Origin of the sequence: Leucobacter sp. NPDC015123 (genome assembly GCF_043080205.1) — a bacterium.
Taxonomy (GTDB): domain Bacteria; phylum Actinomycetota; class Actinomycetes; order Actinomycetales; family Microbacteriaceae; genus Leucobacter; species Leucobacter aridicollis_A.
In genome coordinates this window covers 170061-187703 of the sequence record NZ_JBIBVH010000006.1, presented here as the reverse complement: position 1 = coordinate 187703, position 17643 = coordinate 170061, and the positions used below count along the sequence as shown (strand labels likewise).

At 66.6% G+C, this 17643-nt stretch carries 14 protein-coding genes and 1 tRNA gene; 5 read left to right on the top strand and 10 right to left on the bottom strand.

From position 1 onward, the window contains the following. Positions 1-291: 291 nt before the first annotated feature. From ACF07D_RS12840 to ACF07D_RS12825, 4 genes are all read right to left on the bottom strand, one after another. Positions 292-3690 carry a pyruvate carboxylase gene (locus tag ACF07D_RS12840; protein ID WP_391505158.1) on the bottom strand — a complete coding sequence of 1133 codons (3399 nt, stop codon included), beginning with the start codon at positions 3688-3690 and terminating at the stop codon, positions 292-294. A gap of 94 nt (positions 3691-3784) precedes the next feature. Beyond that, complete coding sequence (locus ACF07D_RS12835) at positions 3785-5161, bottom strand: FAD-dependent oxidoreductase (RefSeq protein ID WP_119281805.1); 1377 nt, start codon at positions 5159-5161, stop codon at positions 3785-3787. 10 nt (positions 5162-5171) lie between these two features. Further along, positions 5172-6185 (bottom strand): polyprenyl synthetase family protein, encoded by a 1014-nt coding sequence (locus ACF07D_RS12830; RefSeq protein WP_119281895.1) that lies wholly within the window; start codon positions 6183-6185, stop codon positions 5172-5174. 41 nt (positions 6186-6226) lie between these two features. Beyond that, positions 6227-7336 carry a class I SAM-dependent methyltransferase gene (locus tag ACF07D_RS12825; RefSeq protein ID WP_391505157.1) on the bottom strand — a complete coding sequence of 370 codons (1110 nt, stop codon included), beginning with the start codon at positions 7334-7336 and terminating at the stop codon, positions 6227-6229. Positions 7337-7397: 61 nt separating this feature from the next. Here ACF07D_RS12825 and ACF07D_RS12820 point away from each other — a divergent pair, with 61 nt between their 5' ends. Continuing rightward, on the top strand, positions 7398-8828 hold the full coding sequence (locus ACF07D_RS12820; protein WP_391505156.1) for an isochorismate synthase MenF: 1431 nt from the start codon (positions 7398-7400) through the stop codon (positions 8826-8828). A gap of 16 nt (positions 8829-8844) precedes the next feature. On the opposite strand, the gene ACF07D_RS12815 is transcribed toward ACF07D_RS12820, so the two are convergent. The 3 genes from ACF07D_RS12815 to ACF07D_RS12805 form a co-directional block, all read right to left on the bottom strand. Then, on the bottom strand, positions 8845-9714 hold the full coding sequence (locus ACF07D_RS12815) for a PPK2 family polyphosphate kinase (protein ID WP_391505155.1): 870 nt from the start codon (positions 9712-9714) through the stop codon (positions 8845-8847). A gap of 118 nt (positions 9715-9832) precedes the next feature. Continuing rightward, complete coding sequence (menD, locus tag ACF07D_RS12810; RefSeq protein ID WP_391505154.1) at positions 9833-11656, bottom strand: 2-succinyl-5-enolpyruvyl-6-hydroxy-3-cyclohexene-1-carboxylic-acid synthase; 1824 nt, start codon at positions 11654-11656, stop codon at positions 9833-9835. Further along, entirely contained in the window at positions 11656-12048 is a 393-nt protein-coding gene (locus ACF07D_RS12805; RefSeq protein ID WP_119281801.1) for a PLD nuclease N-terminal domain-containing protein, read from the bottom strand. The genes menD and ACF07D_RS12805 overlap by 1 nt, the downstream gene beginning before the upstream one ends. A gap of 72 nt (positions 12049-12120) precedes the next feature. Between ACF07D_RS12805 and ACF07D_RS12800 the strand changes: the two genes are divergently transcribed. Beyond that, the gene (locus tag ACF07D_RS12800; RefSeq protein ID WP_119281800.1) at positions 12121-12414 is read left to right on the top strand and encodes a DUF4229 domain-containing protein; all 294 of its coding nucleotides are present in this window, start codon (positions 12121-12123) and stop codon (positions 12412-12414) included. Positions 12415-12417: 3 nt separating this feature from the next. Here the strand turns inward: ACF07D_RS12800 and ACF07D_RS12795 are convergent, their stop codons facing one another. Next, a complete protein-coding gene (locus tag ACF07D_RS12795; protein WP_119281799.1) occupies positions 12418-12792 on the bottom strand; it encodes a helix-turn-helix domain-containing protein in 375 nt (124 codons plus the stop codon). A gap of 246 nt (positions 12793-13038) precedes the next feature. On the opposite strand from ACF07D_RS12795, the gene ACF07D_RS12790 reads away from it, so the two are divergent. Together ACF07D_RS12790 and ACF07D_RS12785 are read left to right on the top strand one after the other, a co-directional pair. Further along, entirely contained in the window at positions 13039-14223 is a 1185-nt protein-coding gene (locus ACF07D_RS12790) for a glycosyltransferase (RefSeq protein WP_391505153.1), read from the top strand. 8 nt (positions 14224-14231) lie between these two features. Further along, positions 14232-15467: a glycosyltransferase gene (locus ACF07D_RS12785; RefSeq protein WP_391505152.1), complete on the top strand. Its 1236-nt coding sequence runs from the start codon at positions 14232-14234 to the stop codon at positions 15465-15467. 59 nt (positions 15468-15526) lie between these two features. On the opposite strand, the gene ACF07D_RS12780 is transcribed toward ACF07D_RS12785, so the two are convergent. Then, positions 15527-16165, bottom strand: a complete 639-nt coding sequence (locus ACF07D_RS12780; protein ID WP_119281796.1) for a CHAP domain-containing protein — start codon at positions 16163-16165, stop codon at positions 15527-15529. 371 nt (positions 16166-16536) lie between these two features. Here ACF07D_RS12780 and ACF07D_RS12775 point away from each other — a divergent pair. Continuing rightward, positions 16537-16624: transfer RNA gene (locus ACF07D_RS12775), tRNA-Ser, on the top strand. Positions 16625-16796: 172 nt separating this feature from the next. On the opposite strand, the gene ACF07D_RS12770 is transcribed toward ACF07D_RS12775, so the two are convergent. Next, positions 16797-17643 (bottom strand): hypothetical protein (locus tag ACF07D_RS12770; protein WP_391505151.1); only part of this gene is annotated, 847 nt, incomplete at its 5' end.

The following is a 17643-nucleotide window of genomic DNA, read 5'->3' as shown; positions in this document are numbered from 1 at the left end:
GTAGACCGCGAGTCGGGTTTCCCAGGGATGGTGTACACCCATGTTGATTCCATTCAAGGTTCAGGGTGTTGCACTAGCAACCTGAACCCGCCCGATTTGGCGGCGTCAGAATCGTGTACATCTGCAGAGAGCGTGTGCACCTGCGGACTGAACGCGGCGCCGGAACGCCACGCGACGCCGGAACGCCACGCGGCTGCGGTGGCTGCGGGCGAGTCGGGCCCAGCGCCGCAACGCCAAGGGGCCGAGCCCGCAACAGCGGACCCGGCCCCTCGCCTGCGCTTGCGCGGAGCGCTACTCGACCACGATGACGAGGTCGCCAGCCTCGACGCCGCGCGTGCCCTCGAACGCGAGGCGCTTCACAACGCCCGCGACGGGAGAGGTGATCGCTGCCTCCATCTTCATGGCCTCAATCGTGCCGATGGCCTGGCCTGCGGCAACAGACTCGCCCTCGGCGACCTTCACAGTGACGGTGCCCGAGAACGGCGCGGCGATCTGGCCGGCGACCGTGCGGTCGGCCTTCTCGGCGGTTTCGGCCGTCACCGCGATGCGCTCGTCCTTCACGAACACTGGGCGCAGCTGGCCGTTCACGCGCACCATGACAGTGCGAACGCCCTTGTCGTCGGGCGCGCCGATCGCCTCGAGCCCGACATAGAGGCGCACGCCCCGGCTCAGGTCAATCGCGTGCTCGGCGTTCGGGTCAAGGCCGTACAGGTAGTCGCCCGTGTCGACGACAGAGAGGTCGCCGTACTGTTCGCGCGCGTCCTCGAACTGCGCGGTCGGGGCAGGGAACAGGAGGCGGTTCAGCGTCGAGCGGCGCTCGACACTGGTGCCGTCGAGCTTCGCCTCATCGTCAGCCGAGACCGGGGAGACCTCGATCGAGACGTCGCGACCCGCGAGCACCTTCGAGCGGAACGGCTCGGGCCAGCCGCCGGGAATCTCGCCGAGCTCGCCCGCGAGGAAGCCGACGACGGAGTCTGGAACGTCGTAGCGCTCGGGGTTCGACTCGAAGTCAGCGGGGTCAGCGTCGACGGCCGCGAGGTGCAGCGCGAGGTCACCGACGACCTTTGACGACGGGGTCACCTTTGGAATGCGCCCGAGGATCCGGTCGGCAGCCGCGTACATGTCTTCGATCTTCTCGAAGTTCTCGGACAGGCCGAGTGCGATCGCCTGCTGGCGCAGGTTCGACAGCTGGCCGCCGGGAATCTCGTGCGTGTACACGCGCCCTGTTGGGGCTGCGAGGCCCGATTCGAACGGCTTGTAGAGGGTGCGCACTGCATCCCAGTAGGGCTCGAGCGCGTAGACGGCGTCGGGATCGATGCCGGTGTCGCGTTCGGTGTGCGCGAGCGACGCCACGAGGCCAGAAAGCGAGGGCTGGCTCGTGGTGCCAGACATCGGGGCCGAAGCGGCGTCTACAGCGTCGACGCCAGCAGCAGAGGCCGCGAGCAGCGTCGCGAGCTGGCCGCCGGGGGTGTCGTGCGTGTGCAGGTGCACTGGCAGGTCGAAGCGTTCGCGGAGCGCCGTGACGAGCTTCGCGGCGGCGGCCGGACGAAGCAGGCCAGCCATGTCCTTGATTGCGAGCACATGCGCGCCCGCTTCGACGATGCGTTCGGCGAGCGCGAGGTAGTAGTCGAGGGTGAACTTGTCCTCGTTCGGCGACAGCAGGTCTCCGGTGTAGCAGAACGCGACCTCGGCGACTGCGGTGCCTGTCTCGCGCACGGCGTCGATGGCGACCCGCATCTGGTCGACGTCGTTGAGAGCGTCGAAGATGCGGAAGATGTCGACGCCTGTCGCTGCGGCCTCCTGCACGAACGACTGTGCGACCTTCGGCGGGTAGGGCGTGTAGCCGACGGTGTTCTGGCCGCGCAGCAGCATCTGGATCGGCACGTTCGGTAGTGCCTCGCGCATTGCCGAGAGACGCTCCCACGGGTCCTCGCCGAGGAATCGGAGCGCCACATCGTATGTCGCGCCACCCCAGGCCTCAACGGAGAGGAGCTGCGGCGTCATACGAGCCACGTGCGGGGCGACCGCAACGAGGTCGCGAGTGCGCACTCGGGTGGCGAGCAGCGACTGGTGGGCGTCACGGAAGGTGGTGTCAGTCACGGCGAGGGCTGTCTGTGAGCGCAGTGCCGTCGCGAACCCCTCAGGGCCGAGCTCGAGCAGCCGCTGGCGACCGCCTGCCGGCGCGGGAGCCTCGAGGTCGATCGACGGGAGCTTCACCTGCGGCTCGATCGTCTGCGGGCGTGCGCCGTGCGGCTGGTTCACGGTGACGTTCGCGAGATGCTGCAGCAGGCGGGTTGCGCGGTCCTGCGGCTTGTTCAGCGTGAGCAGCTCGGGGCGCTCCTCAATGAACGAGGTCGACACGTCGCCTGCCTGGAAGTCAGCGTCATCGAGCACCGCCTGCAGGAACGGGATGTTCGTGGCGACGCCACGGATGCGGAACTCGGCGAGGGCGCGACGCGCGCGCACTACCGCGTCCTCGAACGTGCGGCCGCGGCAGGTGAGCTTCGCGAGCATCGAGTCGAAGTGCGGGCTGATGTATGAGCCCGGGTTGATCGTGCCGCCGTCGAGGCGCACGCCGCCGCCGCCCGGTGAGCGGTACGCGCTGATGCGGCCGAGGTCTGGGCGGAACCCGTTCGCGGGATCCTCGGTGGTGATGCGGCACTGCAGGGCGGCGCCGTGCAGCTTGATCTTGTCCTGGGTGAGGCCGAGGTCTGCGAGGGTCTCGCCCGCCGCGATCCTCATCTGGGACTGCACGAGATCGACATCGGTGACTTCCTCAGTGACTGTGTGCTCGACCTGGATGCGCGGGTTCATCTCGATGAACACGTGCTCGCCTGCCCGGTCGCCCTCGGTGTCGAGCAAGAACTCGACGGTGCCGGCGTTCGCGTATCCGATCGACTTTGCGAACGCGAGTGCGTCGCGGGTCATTGCGTCGCGCTGCTCCTGCGTGAGGTTCGGCGCTGGCGCGATCTCGACGACCTTCTGGTGGCGGCGCTGCACCGAGCAGTCGCGCTCGAACAGGTGGACTGCTTCGCCAGTGCCGTCTGCGAGCACCTGCACCTCGATGTGGCGCGGGCGGAGGACTGCCTGCTCGATGAACATCGTCGCGTCGCCGAAGGCGCTTTCGGCCTCGCGCATCGCGGCCTCAAGGGCCTCGCGGAGATCTTCGGCACGCTCGACGCGGCGCATGCCGCGCCCGCCGCCGCCCGCGACTGCCTTCGCGAACACAGGGAAGCCGATCTCCTCGGCGCCAGCGATGAGGGCGTCGACGTCTTGCGACGGGGGAGTTGAGCGCAGCACGGGCACTCCGGCCGCGATTGCATGCTCCTTGGCTGCAACCTTGTTGCCAGCCATTTCGAGGGCCTTGCGCCCGGGGCCGATGAAAGTGATCCCAACTGCCGCCGCAGCTGCAGCGAGCTCAGGGTTCTCGGACAGGAAGCCGTACCCCGGGTAGATCGCGTCTGCGCCGCACTCCTGCGCGACCCGCACGATCTCGGCAATGTCGAGGTACGCGCGGACAGGGCCGCCCTCGGTGCCAATCAGGTAGGCTTCGTCGGCCTTCAGACGGTGCAGGGAGTTGCGATCCTCGTATGGGTAGACCGCAACCGTGCGCGCCCCCAACTCATTCGCTGCGCGGAACGCGCGGATCGCGATCTCGCCACGATTTGCAACCAGAATCTTCTCGAACATCGTCTTTGAGTTCCTCCCTTGGGCGGTGGGTTGCCCGGTCAGGTGCGCGCGTTGTGGGCGCGCACCTGGTCAGTGTTGTGTATTCAGGATCCGATCACTCGCCACGCGAAATACGGGTCATCTCGTCACGCGAGACAACCTTGATACGCGTGCGCCCGGCGGCATCGCCGAGCGACAGTTCGTGTTCGTCGAGACGGTGCCAGCCATCAAGGTTTGTGAACGGCACCCCCCGTTCCGAGAGTAGCTCAGGAATGGTCTCCGCGTCGGCATCTTCTGGCTGCCACCACGAATCGGCGTCGGCCATGAGGCACTCGAGCGTTTCCATCGCGTCTGATTTCGTGTGGCCAATGAGGCCGACTGGACCGCGCTTGATCCACCCCGTCGCATAGACGCCGGGAACCCGGTTTCCTTCGAGATCGAGCACGCGACCCTGTTCGTTCGGGATCACGCCGCGAGCCTCGTCGAACGGGATTTCGTCGAGCGGCGACCCAAAGTATCCGATGGCACGGTACAGTGACTGCATCGGGATGACCTCGAACTCGCCGGTGTCAATCACACCGCCCTCGCCGTCGGGTCTCGTGCGCTCGATCTTCAGGCCCGCAACGCGGCCATCTTCGACAACGACCTCGACGGGCTTCGACCAGAAATGCATGTGCAGGCGGCGCGACGAGGGCTCAACCTCGCCAGCCTCGCGGGCGCGCTGCTCGTCGCGCCACTTGTCCATGATGCGGGTCATGACTGTGACCTGCTTGTTCTTCGCGAGTACCTCGTCGGCATACGGGTCGGCATGCTCGAAGTCACGCTCGTCGATGACCATGTCGACGTCGCGCACCTCGCCGAGCTCGCGCAGCTCGAGCGGCGTGAACTTCACATACTTCGGGCCGCGGCGACCGAAGAGGTGCAGCTCCTCGATCGGGTTCGCCTTAAGCCCCTGATAGACGTTGTCGGGGATCTCGGTCGGTAGCAGGTCGTCGGCGTGCTTGATAAGCATGCGCGAGATGTCGAGCGCGACGTTGCCGTTGCCGACGACGCCCACCGACGCAGCCTCAAGGGGCCAGGTGCGTGGCACATCGGGGTGGCCATCGAACCAGCTCACGAAGTCGGCGGCGCCATAGGATCCCTCGGCGTCAATGCCCGGGACGCCGAGCATGGCATCGCGGATCGCGCCTGTCGAGAAGATCACCGCGTTGTAGTGCTGCTTGAGGTCGTCAAGCGTCAGGTCCTGGCCGTAGCGGACATTTCCGAAGAACCGGATCTCGCCGCTGTCGAGCACGTCGCGCAGCGCGGTGATGATGCCCTTGATGCGCGGGTGGTCGGGCGAGACGCCGTAGCGCACGAGCCCGTAGGGGGCGGGGAGCTGCTCGAAGAGATCGATCTCGACCTCAAAGTCGCGTTCTGCTTTCAGCAGCAGGTCCGCAGCATAAATCCCTGCCGGTCCGGCCCCCACAATTGCCAGGCGCATCTTGCTCATACTGTCGGAACTACCCTTCCCTCGAAACAATGGACTCCGCCATGCGCTCAAGCCCGCGCTTCACCGGCGATTTCGGCAGCACGTCAAGCGCCGCGACTGCGTCGTCGGCCCAGCGCTTGGCGGTGGCCTCGGTCTCACGCGTCACTACGTGGTTGTAGAGTGCGTCAACCTCTGGATCCATGACCGACAGATCGGCGCCCTCAGCGATAGCCTTCACGCCCGCGTCGATGCGGGTGAGAAGCGCCTGCGCTTCGGCGTCGCCTGCTGCGGCGCGGTTTCGAAGGAGAAGGAGCGGAAGGGTCGCGACGCCCGCGCGCAGGTCGGTGCCCGCACGCTTTCCGGTGCGATCCTTCTTCGGGGATAGATCGATGACGTCATCGATAAGTTGGAAGGCGACGCCGATGCGCTCGCCGTACTCGGTGACTGCGTCGGCGTGCTCGGCAGAGCCGCCGCCAAACATGACACCCATGCGGGCGGCAGTCGAGATCAGGGCGCCTGTCTTGTCGGCAAGTACCTGAATGTAGTGAGCAATGTGCTCGTCCTCAGGCTGCGGGCCGACTGTCTCGTGCAGCTGGCCGAGGCACAGGCGCTCGAAGGTGCGGGCCTGGAGCAGGATCGCGTCCTCGCCCATGCCCGCAACGAGCGACGAGGCGCGCGCAAACAACAGATCGCCGGCGAGGATCGCGACAGAGTTCGACCACACAACCTGCGAGGCGGGAACCCCGCGCCGAAGCGTGGCGTCGTCCATGACATCGTCGTGGTACAGCGATGCGAGATGTGTCATCTCGACGGCAACTGCCGCCCGACGCACGAGCTCGTTCGGGCCGTCGCCGAGCTGGCTGGTGAGGACGGTGAGCATCGGACGAATTCGCTTGCCGCCGGCTTCAGCGAGGTAGCGGGCGGGGGCGTCGGCGACAGCCGAGGCGAATCCGAGGTTCTCGATGAGCGTTGCCTCGATGAGGTCAAGCTCCCGCTGCAGGTCCTTCGCCTGACGGCGATCTTCCGCGCTGCGGAACAGGCGCATCGGCAGCGCCTGGGTGGTGGTGTCAGCCGTGCTCTGGCGGATCACTCGTGGCCTCGCTTGTTCGTCTCGGACTTCGTAGTTGGCGTCGCGGTGGCCTCGGTAGCGGCATCAGCTGCGGGCTTCTTCGCCGCGGGTTTCTTCGCAGTGGGCTTCTTCGCGTCGGCGGTCTTTTTTGCGGCTGCGGGCTTCTTCGCGGCCGGTTTTTTCGCTGCTGCGGGTTTTTTCGTTGCCGCCGGCTTCTGTGCTGACGTCTTCGTCGCCGGTTTCTTCCCGGTCTCGCTTTCGGCCGCTTCTCCTGCAGCTGAACCCGGCTTGGCCGCCGACTTCTTCGGTGCGGCGGGCTTCTTGGCTGATGCAGGCTTGGTTGCGGCCGGCTTGGCTGCGGCCGGCTTGGTTGCGGCCGGCTGTGCTGCGGCCGGCGTAGCAGGGGCCGCGGGCTTTGACCGCGGCACGAAGCCGCGGTGTAGTGCGACGATCCCGAGCGTGAGGTTCCGGTATGCGACGCGCTCGAGCCCCGCCTCGCGGAGCCAGCTCGCGAGTTCCTCTTGCGCAGGCCACGCCTCGATTGACTCGTTGAGGTACTTGTAGGCTTCCGCGGCGTCGCGATTGATGATGCCAGCGACGCGGGGGAGCACGTGACGGTTGTACTTTGTGTAGGCCCAGTTCACGGCCTCAGAGCTCGGCCGCGAGAACTCGGCGATCACGACTCGGCCGCCTGGCTTTACGACACGGGCCATCTCTGCGAGCGCCTGCTTGGGCTCCGAGACGTTGCGCAGGCCGTATGAGATTGTCGCTGCGTCGAAGCTGTCGTCGTCGAACGGCAGCTGCGTCGCGTCTGCCCAGACGAACTCGATGAGGTCATTGCCGGCGTTGCGGCGGCGGCCCTCTGCGAGCATGCCCTCTGAGAAATCTGCGGCCGTGACGTGCGCGCCGTGTGCGGCGAGGGCAGCGGACGAAGTGCCAGTACCAGCTGCGAGATCGAGGATCCGCATGCCCTTGCGTGGAGCGATTGCCCGCGTAGTGGCAATTCGCCAGAGGCGAGAATTGCCGACAGAGAGCACATCGTTCAGGAGGTCATACTTGGGCGAGACCTCGTCGAACATGGCGGAAACATCCGTCGCATGCTTGGTTGTGGTGTCTGGTCGAGTCACCGTTCCATCGTAGCCGGTTGTACCTCTGTGGATGCTTGCAGATGGTGGCGAGTAGATTGGCATGGTGATGACCGAAGTGACCGTCCGCCCGACGGGGGCAGTTCCGAGGCTCTCTGCGGTGACGAGAGTGCTCCGCGAATTGCCAGATCTGCTCGCTTTTGCGAACCCGGAGTCGCCCCTGTACTGGAACCGCGGAGACCGCGGCTGTGTGGGCGTTGGCGAGGTCTTGCGGCTGAGTTTCACTGGTGCTGACCGCTTTGTGGCCGCGTCGCGTGCGTGGCGCGAGATCGCGGCTGCGGCTGTTGTTGACGATCCGGTCGGGATGCCGGGCACTGGGCTCGTGGCGTTCGGCACGTTCGCCTTTGCCGACGACAGCGCGGCTGAGAGTGTGCTCATAGTTCCTCGATTGCTGATCCATCGCCATCGGGGAACCGCCTGGGTGACTGAGGTGACGGCGGTGAGTGACCCCTCCTCAGGATCGGAGGTTGGCGCTTCAGCGCTCGCCGCAGGCCCTGAGTTCGGCCGTACCGCGCAGCTTGGCGCTGGTCGCGAGGCCGCAGAAGTGCTGCCAGCAGAGCGTGAGCTCGACGCCGCTACCTGGGCTGGCGTCGAGTTTCTGCCGGCAGATTCCAGCGGCGTGCGCGGTGCAGCCGGGGGCAGTGAGATCGAGGCGTACCTGGCGGGCGTCCGCGAGGCCACAGACAGGGTTGTTGCGGGGGAACTCGAGAAGGTCGTGCTATCGCGCCAGGTCGCAGGCGAGCTTCGCCCGGGTCAGGATCTGCGCGTCCCACTGCAGCGCTTGAGCGAACGCTACCTCGACTGTTGGACGTTCGCCGTCGACAACCTCGTCGGGGCGAGCCCTGAGACGCTCGTCCGGTCGACGAGCGGGGCGGTCTCGGCACGGGTACTTGCTGGCACCCGAGCGCGCCACCCCGAGGATGCAGTTCGAGACCGTGCGGCGCGCGACGAACTGCTTCGCTCAGCCAAGGAGCAGCACGAGCACGACTTCGCCGTGCAGAGCGTCGTCTCGGCGCTCGCCCCGCATGTGAGCGAGCTGCGCACGAGCGACGCACCGTTCGCCTTGCAGCTACCAAACGTCTGGCATCTTGCGACTGACCTGGGTGCGGCACTCGGGGCAGAGGCGACCGCTCTCGAGCTCGTCGACGCACTGCACCCGACGGCTGCAGTCGCCGGGACGCCCACGGTCGACGCTGTCGCAATGATCGCTGAGCTTGAGCCCTTTGACCGCGGGCGCTATTCGGGCGCCGTGGGATGGATTGACGCTGCGGGCGACGGGGAATGGGTCATCGCCCTCAGGTGCGCACAGCTCGACGCAGTCGGTGAACAACGGACAGCAGGCGGGGACGAGGTGCCCGCGCGCCGCATCGTCGCGACTGCAGGCGGCGGCATCGTTGAGGGGTCGGATCCGCAGCACGAGCTCGGCGAAACCGTCTCGAAGTTCCGCCCGATCACGGAGGCTTTCGGGGCGTAGCCCCGGAGCCGCCCCGCTACGGCCAGCGAAGCCCCGCTGTCTTCGCGAGACGCGCCTGCTCGGCTGTAACGTCGAAGTCGGCGTCTGGCCACTGCGGATCGATGCCCTGCAGCGCCTGGATTACCAGCCGCTGCACCGCGACGCGCGCGTACCACTTTGAGTTCGCTGGCACGACGTACCACGGAGCGTCTGGGGTGTTCGTGCGCTCAATGGCGACTTGGAACGCACGCATGTACTCAGGCCAGAGCTGCCGCTCGTCGACGTCGCCTGGGTTGTACTTCCAGTGTTTGGCGGGGTCGGCGAGCCTGTCGCTCAGGCGCTGTGCCTGTTCCTCCGGCGAGACGTGCAGCATGATCTTCACGATCCGCACGCCGTCCCCCACAAGCCCGCGCTCGAATTCGGTGATGGCGCCGTAGCGTCGCTCGATCTCATCCGCGGGCGCAAGCTCGCGTACCCGTTGGATGAGCACGTCTTCGTAGTGCGACCTGTCGAATAGCCCGATGACGCCTGGCCCGGGTACACGGGGTGCGATACGCCAGAGGAAGTCGTGGTTGCGCTCCTCGTCGGTAGGCGACTTGAACGCGGTGAGCTGCAGCCCGTGTGGCTCGAGTTGTGCAAACACGTGATTGACGATGCCGCCCTTGCCGGCAGCGTCCATCGCCTGGAGCACGACGAGTACGCGCTCGCGAGCCCCGGCCCTGCTCTGGGCGAAGAGGCGTTCCTGCAGCTCTCGGAGCTCCTGTGCTGAGGCCGCGAGCTCGGCTTGCCCGGCCTTCTTGCTTGCTGTCGTTCCTGGCGTTGATGAAGGGTCGACCGCGCTCAGGTCGAACCCTGTGCCAACTCGAAGGAGGTCTGCAACGTCGTCATCCCAGAACTCGCTCGCCATGTCGCCTCCGTTGTTGATCGCAGAGAGCAGCGGCCCAGGCAGCCGTTGCCGTAGTGCAACTGTATGGCCTGGGGCCCTGGCTCGCCAGAGCTGCTGCTGCCGTGGTCCCCTGGTCGCCTTAGGCGATCGGGGCCTCGACGAGCGTGGGCCCGGTGACCGGGGTCGTGAGCAGGCGCTCAAGGTCGCCTCTCGTCTCGACACGCGTGTACTCCCAGCCGTACGCTGTAGCGAGCGCGCGCATGTCCGCCTGCCGCGGCGTGCGCATGACGCGCTCGAAATCTGTTGCCGTCGTCGTGCCGGCGACCTCGAGGCTGTCGAAGATCGTCCCGCCACCGTCGTTGCCGACGATGAGCTGCAGCCGCGGACGCAGCTCAGGTGCATCGGGAAGGAGTAAGGAGCCGGCGTCGTGCAGCGTGGCCAGGTCGCCGATGATCACGCGGGTTGTGCCGGCAGCACGCGCTGGATCCGGATCCGTTTGGCTCGCGACGGCGATCCCGTGCGCTGTCGCGATCGTGCCGTCGATGCCCGCGAGCCCGCGGTTTGCGTGCACGACGAGCTTGCGGGCTGGTGCCAGGCCGTCGAGCACGCGCACGAGCCGCGACGCGGCGATGACGAGCCGGTCGTGAGGCCACGTTGCCCGCCACACGCTTTCCACCAGCAGCTCGCGGGTGATCGGCTCTTTCTTGACTGCGACCTCGGCGCGCGCGTACGCGCTGCGCTCTTTATAGCCTGTCTCACGTGCGGCATCGAGGTCTGGCTCGTGCACGGTGCTGCGTGCCTGCTGCAGAGCGCGGTCCGCGGTCACCCAGGCGCCGAGCCAGCGCCTGTGCGTGCGTGGGTCGTGGTCGGCGCTCACTCGAGCCGTCTGCACGACGTGGACGCCAGCGGCTGGAGCGTAGCTGTCGCCAGTGTGTGGGTCAACGACGAACACCTCAACGTCTTCGCGTTTCAGCAGCGCTGGGATTTGCCGCGTGAGGGTGGGGTGGCCGAAGACGATGGCGCGTTCGGTGAGCCCGCCGATCTCGGGGGCGTCGATGAGCGCCGCATACGCGGTGATGGCTTCGCGGCCGAAGCGGGAACCGCTCACGACCTCGGCGAGGAGAGGGAGCCCGGCGTCGCGCGCGAACTGCTCGGCAGTGTCGCCGGCACCGGCTCCGGCTATCACTACAGTGAGGGCGTCGTCGGCGTGAACGTATGTTCCCGCGATCGCCGAATCAGAACTGGCAACCGTCTCCCGGGCCCCGCCCTGCGCATCGCGCTGTGCGGGGTCGCCGGAGGCCCCTGAGAGCGCAGCCCGTGTCTCGGCGCCCTCGCTGCTAGCGGCCGAGAAGCCGGCCGCGATCATCTGCTCGAAGCCTGCCGTTCCTGACAGGGGCTCGATGAACTGCAGGTTCAGCTGGACAGGCCCCGCGGGAGCGTTGCCCTCGGCTCCGAGGGCCGCACGAAGCGCGCGGGACGCAAGACGATCAGGATCAGCATCGGGGCCGCGCCCGATATCGCCTGTCGGCCCGAATGTCGGTGGCTCGACATCGAGCGACAGCCTGGCTGCGGCGCCGAACATGTCGAGCTGTGAGGTTGTTTGGTTGCTGCGTGTGCCGCGCATGTGGGCGGGCCTGTCGGCCGTCAGTGCGATGAATGGAACACGGCCCTCGCTGGCTTCGTAGGCTGCTGGTGCGAGGTTGGCAACGGCGGTGCCGCTGGTGACGATGATCGGTGCGGGCAGACCCGTCTCGCGGGCGAGGCCGAGCGCGAAGAATGCGGCAGAACGCTCGTCAACGCGCACGTGGAGCCGGATCGCGCCAGCCGACTCGGCCGCAGCAGCCGCGAGTGCGAGCGCCTGAGAGCGCGAGCCTGGGCAGACGACGACGTCTGAGACGCCGCGGCGAATGAGCCCCGCGAGCAGCTCAACTGCAAAGATCGATGCGGGGGCCGGCCCGGTCATCACCGGGTCTTATCCTGATCCTGACCCTTGTCCTCGCCGGTCCCCTCGCCCTGACGTTCCTCTCCGGGGAACGTCTCGTTGTCGAGCTCCTTGAGCCGAGCCTCGAGGTCGCGCAGCGAGTCGCGTTCAGCATCGGAGAGCTGGCGGCCTGTGAACCGCGGGTCATCGTCGGGGGCAAGCCGTTGCTTGGACCCCGGCCCGGTCGCTGGATTTCCCTTGCCAATCATGAGCCAGAGCACCGCGCCAACGACTGGCAGCAGAACGATAATGACGATCCACACGGGCTTGCTGACTCCGCGGGCGCGGGTGTGGTCTGTCATCGCGGCGTCAACGAGTGAATACAGCGTGAACGCAACGGCGATGACGGCACCGATAATGATGAACCTGACCATGCCCTCATGTTACCCGGCGAGCCTCAGGGAGTGGAGTGAGAGTGCTCAGTCTGCGCGGGTAGACTCGGCGCTGTGAGTGAACAACGCAAAGCCTGGACCACATACATTGTGTTGCGTCTGCTGTTTTTCGCGGTGCCTTTTGCCGCGCTGTACGCACTCGGGCTCGCGCTCGGCCTCACCATGATGGTCTCGGGCATCGTCGCTGCAGTGCTTGCAGCGCTCATTGGAGTATCGCTCTCGATCCTGTTGCTCTCGAAGCCTCGCGAAGAAGCATCGGAGAGCATCTACGCATGGCGTAATCGCGACCGAACCGCTGACGATGTCGCTGAGGATGCGGCGCTCGATGGCGAGGCCGACGCCAAGTAGCCGTTAGCTCGCGTTCGTCGCGTCTGCGCTACCCGCCTGGTCGCCACCGATCCCATCGTCACTGGTTGCGTCGGCGCCGAGCTCGCGAGCCCGCTGCTCTCGGATGAAGTCGCGGGCCGTGTACAGCCTTGTCCGCTGCCCGAAGTCTTGTGACGAGAGGCCGCTGATGAGCGACCCCGCGTCGACCTCGAGGACTGTCGCGAGCCTGACGAGCGTCTCCGCCGACGGGCTCTGCGCGCCGCGCTCGATTTTGCCGACACTGGTGAGGCTGAGCTCCGCGAGGTGACTGAGGTCATCCATCGAAATTCCCAGTGCCAGCCGTGCGTCACGGATGCGCGCTCCGATGACCTGGGCGGCGGGGGAATGGAATCGGGGCACCCTACTAGGGTTGCTGGGTCGGGAGATAAGCTCCAGAAAGCAAGCGCATAGGCACAAAGATACCCGGTAGAAAAGTACGTATCAAGGCGAGATGTCTCGCGCCCCGATCCTGGCCAGGGTGGGCTTCGAGCGGCGCGGCGCAGACCGAAGCGGTGGGGTCGGCGATCCTTGAGGGTCCCACCGGGTGCGCAGAATACACTTGAGTCGTTCGCCCACCCCTATGCAGTTAAAGGACGACAACGCACCGTGACCCAGAGCTCCGACAGCACGCCGATTCGCATTCTCCTCGGCTGCGACACATTCGCGCCAGACGTGAATGGTGCCGCGCGCTTTGCCGAGCGACTCGCCGCAGGCCTCGTTCGGCGGGGGCACGATGTGCACGTCGCGGCACCCTCGAAGAAGCACAAAACCGTCGGCGCATTCCGCGAAACGATTGAGGGTGAGCAGATGACTGTGCACCGCATCGCGAGCTGGCGCTGGTATCCGCACGATTGGCTGCGGTTCGTGCTGCCCTGGCGGGCGCGGCACTACGTCAAGCAGATCCTTGACCAGGTGAAGCCCGACGTCATCCACATCCAGTCGCACATTGTGATTGGCAGGGCGCTCGCGCACGAGGGGGCAAAGCGCGGGATCCGGGTCGTCGCGACGAACCACGTCATGCCCGAGAACGTGCTCGACTTCACGCTGCTCCCCGAGCGCGCCAAGCGGCTGTTCGTGCGCTGGGGCTGGCGCGACGCCGACAGGGTACTCAGGCGAGCGAAAGCGATCACGACGCCGACCAGGCGCGCCGCTGACTTCCTGGAGCGCAACACATACCGCCGCGGTGTGCTGCCGGTGAGCTGCGGACTCCGTGCGAGCGACTACACCGCGATTGTCGGGCCGCGCGAGCAGAACAAGCTCGTCTTCGTCGGGCGAGTGACGCTCGAGAAGGAGATCGACGTCATCATCCGCGCGCTCGACAGGCTCGACGAGACACTCAAGGCGACGCTTACGATCGTCGGCGACGGCGACCAGCGCAAGAACCTCGAGAAGCTTGTCGCCGAGCTCGGGCTCACCTCGCGCGTCCACTTCACCGGGCGTGTGACAGACGAGGAGCTGCGCGGCCACCTCACCGATGCCTCGGTCTTTGTGATTGCGTCGATCGCCGAACTGCAGTCGATCGCGACGATGGAGGCAATGGCCTCCGGCCTGCCGATCGTTGCTGCCGACGCGATGGCACTGCCTCACCTCGTGCACCACGGTGAGAACGGCTACCTGTTCCAGGCCGGCAACGATCGCGAGCTCGCAGACGCGCTGACAAAGGTACTCACGGCAGACGCGGCAGAGTACGAGCGAATGCAGCAGGAGTCGCTGACCGCGGTACAGTCACACGACATCGACCGCACCCTGGATACCTTCGAGTCCCTGTACCGGGGCACTCCAGTCGCATAGCGCGCGCTATGCACGTGCTCATCGTCACCGACCAGCACCCCGACTCGCTCGGCGGTGTGCAGGTCGCGCTGCGTCTCCAGCGCAAGTTCCTTGAGCGTGCCGGCCACACAGTGAGCATTGCCGCGCCGGCGCTTCACCGACGGGGCTATGTGGTCGCGCCAGCAGACCGTGCCGCCTACCTTGACCTGCCATCGACGTCGATCACGAGAGACCGCGAGTACGGAATCACCCTGCCTGGGCGGCGCAGTGATCGCGCGCTTGACAGGGCGCTCGCAGCGCGGGCAGCTGCTGGCGCGGGTCCAGTCGACCTCGTGCATATCCAGGGTGACTTCTGGGGAGCGATGATCGGGCTACGCGCGGCGCGCCGCCACGAGCTGCCAGTGATGTTCACGATGCACAACAACGTCGACGAGGGCACGCGGGCAGTTACCCCGCTCGCTCCCATCGCGTTCGCGGGCCTGCGCGCCTGGCGGCGGTGTGCCGTTGGCAGGGTCCCACGGCAGAAGCGTGCCGAGACTCGTGCAAGCGCCCCGGGAGCCTGGCGCTACCTCGCCGAGCTCACCGCCGGGGCCGCGCTCGTCACCGCGCCATCCGGGCACTTCGCGGCGGAACTTGAAAAACACGGAGTCGCCCGCAGCGTCGAGGTCACCCAGGGCGGGGTCGACGACGAGGTCATTGGCGCAGTGCGCGCTGTCGAGCGGACTGAGCGGTCGCGCCCTCGGCTCGTGTGGCTCGGGCGAATGAGCGGCGAGAAGCGGGTGCTCGAGTTCGTCGAGGCGCTCGGGAAGTCGGGGGTCGACGCCGATGTCGCGCTCCACGGTGCCGGCCTGCTCCTTAGCAAGGTCGAGCGAAGGATCGTGGCGCTCGGTTTACAAGATCGTGTCCGCGTCGCGGGGCCCGTGCCCTACGAAGCCGCGCTCGCAGCGATGCGTGAAGCCGACGCGCTCGTGCAGACGTCGATCGGGTTCGAAACCCAGGGCCTCACCCCGTACGAGGCAGCGGCGCTCGGTACGCCGACGATCTTCTGCGACGAGAACATTTTCACAGACCTTGCCGTCTCACCCGCATGGCTCGCAGCGGACGCAAGCGTCTCGGCGCTCGCGGAGTCGTTGCGGGCAGCGGTGTCCGAGATCGCGAAGCGGCCGGCAGAGCTGCGTGTGCCGGCGGCGGCCGGAGATCGACTGCTGCAGTCCGCGAAGACCGCAGCGATGGTCAAGCTCTATGAAGGCGTCCTCGGGCGTTAGTAGATACGCTCACACACCGGATCCGTAGCCCCGGTGTGTGAACGGAATGCTCGTAGCGCTTAGAAGCGCCAGGCCACTGCCTGGAAGCCTGCCGGAGGCTTCGGTACCCACGACTCGTCGGCCTGCACGTAGCCGGAGCCCGTCGGGTTGTTGGATTCGATGATCTGGTAGGTGCCGTCGTCGTTGACGCCGGTCACGAGCACTGTGTGCACGCCTGAGACCCACGAGGTCGGGAACTGGAGGTGCTCGTACTGGATCACGTCGCCGGGCTGCGCCTCGGTCGGTGACAGTCGGAGTGCGCCAGCGTAGTTCGCGACGGGATCGCCGCCGCCGGTCCAGGCGCCGCCACCGGCGCGGATCCAGCGCTGAGCCGAAACGATGCACTCACCGGGGGCTCCCCAGCCGGTGGCGCGGCTCGTTCCAAGTTCGGCGGTTGCCGCAGCGATTGCCGCGTCAACATCGAAGCCGTGCGCTGCAGAACTGTTCGCACTTTCGGACTCCGCGAGTACCGAGCTGATCGGCGCGAGCGGCGCGGTTCCGGTGTCGGTACTCAGGGCTTGCGTCGTGAGAGAGATCGTCGGTGCAGCTGCTGCTGCGGTGAACTCTTCAGTCTCGATTGCGCCTGCGGGGGCTGCTCCCAGTGCGAAGGTCACAGCTGCAACGAGCGAGACCACAAAGGGTTTGGCGGGTGATGGCACTCAGAGACTCCAAAACGTTGATTATTGCGAGACCGGTGGGCCTGCAACCTTTCCAGTATGCGTTACGTTTCCGTTACATTCAAGCTTCGGCGGGGATTGTTGGGCGGATTCTGGTCTGCTTTGGCGCGCAATGCGTGGCGAGATGGGCGGAATTCCGCCAATTTGGGCGACTCTCCTGACAATTTACTTGGAGTCAATTGAAAGTGCCGATTGTGGCTGTGGGCGGCTGGGTCTGCCGCGGTTCTCGTGATGATGCGATGAAACGGTGCGGCCAGCGCGCACTTGCGGCTCCCTCCCAGAAGCGCGTGGCGCGAGGTGCGCCGCGAACACGCTAGACTTGTCGGCGTTGGTTCGGTTCGCCGTGCCGATAAGGAGGATTCGCCTAGCGGCCTATGGCGCACGCCTGGAACGCGTGTTGGGTTCACGCCCTCAGGGGTTCAAATCCCCTATCCTCCGCCACGAGAAACGCCCCTCACATTCGTGAGGGGCGTTTCTCATTTCGTGCCGGTATTGCCGTGTCGCCGCAGAAACACAGGTGGGTTCTGCCCTCCGAAGAGAGCGGAACCCACCTGGTGCCGTTGCGCCTCACGCGTTCGCGGCTACACCGCGGGGCCGTGTGAGCCGGCCGTGACTACGCCTTCCGGCGCGCGCCCACAACCATCAGGCCAACGAGTACGAGAAGTGCAGCGCTGCCGAGGATGACAGGTGCGCTCGCCAAGCCGGTTGCAGCGATGGGGGAGTGTGCTGCTGGGGGAGTGTGCTGTTCAGCACCCGGCTTGATCGGTGGTGGAGTGGTTGTAGGGGTCTTGGCGGTGCACTTCGGGACGTCGAGTGTGATCTCGATGGTTGCGGTGCGGCCGTCCGCGGCGAGGGTCCAGCCCCCGGCCTCGGTGAGGAACGAGCCCTCATTGGCGGTTGCCGTGACGGTGACGGTCGAGCCCGTCTTCACCTCACCGGCAACCTCGTAAGTAACACCTGCGGTTTCTGCGACCGTGACCGTCGGGGCGGTCGCTGTGCCGTCTTCGGTGCAGATCGCCTGGGTCACGGTTGGCGTCACCGGGGCGACGGGCTGGTCGCAGGAGACCGCCTCGAGGGTGAGCTTGATCGTAGCCGTGTTCTTGTCGGCAGAGACGGTCCAGCCCTCGGCAGGCGTTAGGAAGGAGCCCGTGCCGGCCGAGGCGGTGACGGTGACGACCGAGCCGGCCTTCATGTCGCCCGCGGTCGTGTAGGTAACACCTGCGGTTTCTGCGACGGTGACCGTCGGGGCGATCGCTGTGCCGTCCGGGGTGCAGATGGCCTGGGTGACGGTCGGCGCGACGGGAGCGACTGGCTGGTCGCAGGAGACCGCCTCGAGGGTGATCTCGATGGTTGCGGTGCGGCCGTCCGCGGCGAGGGTCCAGCCTTCAGCCTCGGTGAGCGTGTAGCCCTTGTCTGCTGTGGCGGTGACGGTGACGGTCGAGCCGGCCTTCATGTCGCCA

Bases quoted from the DNA above. Each gene is read 5' to 3' on its own strand.
- ACF07D_RS12840 (WP_391505158.1), bottom strand. From the start codon at position 3,690: ATGTTCGAGAAGATTCTGGTTGCAAATCGTGGCGAGATCGCGATCCGC.
- ACF07D_RS12835 (WP_119281805.1), bottom strand. From the start codon at position 5,161: ATGAGCAAGATGCGCCTGGCAATTGTGGGGGCCGGACCGGCAGGGATT.
- ACF07D_RS12830 (WP_119281895.1), bottom strand. From the start codon at position 6,185: ATGCGCCTGTTCCGCAGCGCGGAAGATCGCCGTCAGGCGAAGGACCTG.
- ACF07D_RS12820 (WP_391505156.1), top strand. From the start codon at position 7,398: ATGGTGATGACCGAAGTGACCGTCCGCCCGACGGGGGCAGTTCCGAGG.
- ACF07D_RS12815 (WP_391505155.1), bottom strand. From the start codon at position 9,714: ATGGCGAGCGAGTTCTGGGATGACGACGTTGCAGACCTCCTTCGAGTT.
- menD (WP_391505154.1), bottom strand. From the start codon at position 11,656: ATGACCGGGCCGGCCCCCGCATCGATCTTTGCAGTTGAGCTGCTCGCG.
- ACF07D_RS12805 (WP_119281801.1), bottom strand. From the start codon at position 12,048: ATGGTCAGGTTCATCATTATCGGTGCCGTCATCGCCGTTGCGTTCACG.
- ACF07D_RS12785 (WP_391505152.1), top strand. From the start codon at position 14,232: ATGCACGTGCTCATCGTCACCGACCAGCACCCCGACTCGCTCGGCGGT.